Consider the following 241-nt stretch of genomic DNA (forward strand, 5'->3'; position numbering starts at 1 on the left):
CGCGGCGTCGTTGCCGGCGATGGCGTCCTTGAGCATGCGCTCGAGATCGGCGGGCATCTGCGGCAGCTGGTCCGGCGTGGCGCCGTTGTTCAGGTCATTGAGCTGGTCGGCGACGAAGCCCGACGCCTGCAGCGACGCTTCGATCGCGCCCGGCGTGACGGGAGCGGCGCCGGTGCGCAGCGCGTCGAACAGGTTTTCCGTCAGGTGGCAGGCGGCGACGAGCGCCGGCAGCCCCATGAAA

1 pseudogene is annotated in these 241 nt (G+C 71.0%); it reads right to left on the minus strand.

Annotated elements, in window-relative coordinates:
• Positions 1-241 (minus strand): annotated as a pseudogene (locus tag ACEN88_RS36155) (chemotaxis protein CheA); the annotation flags it as partial.

The organism is Massilia sp. CT11-108 (assembly GCF_047302915.1).
GTDB classification, from domain to species: domain Bacteria; phylum Pseudomonadota; class Gammaproteobacteria; order Burkholderiales; family Burkholderiaceae_D; genus Telluria; species Telluria orientalis.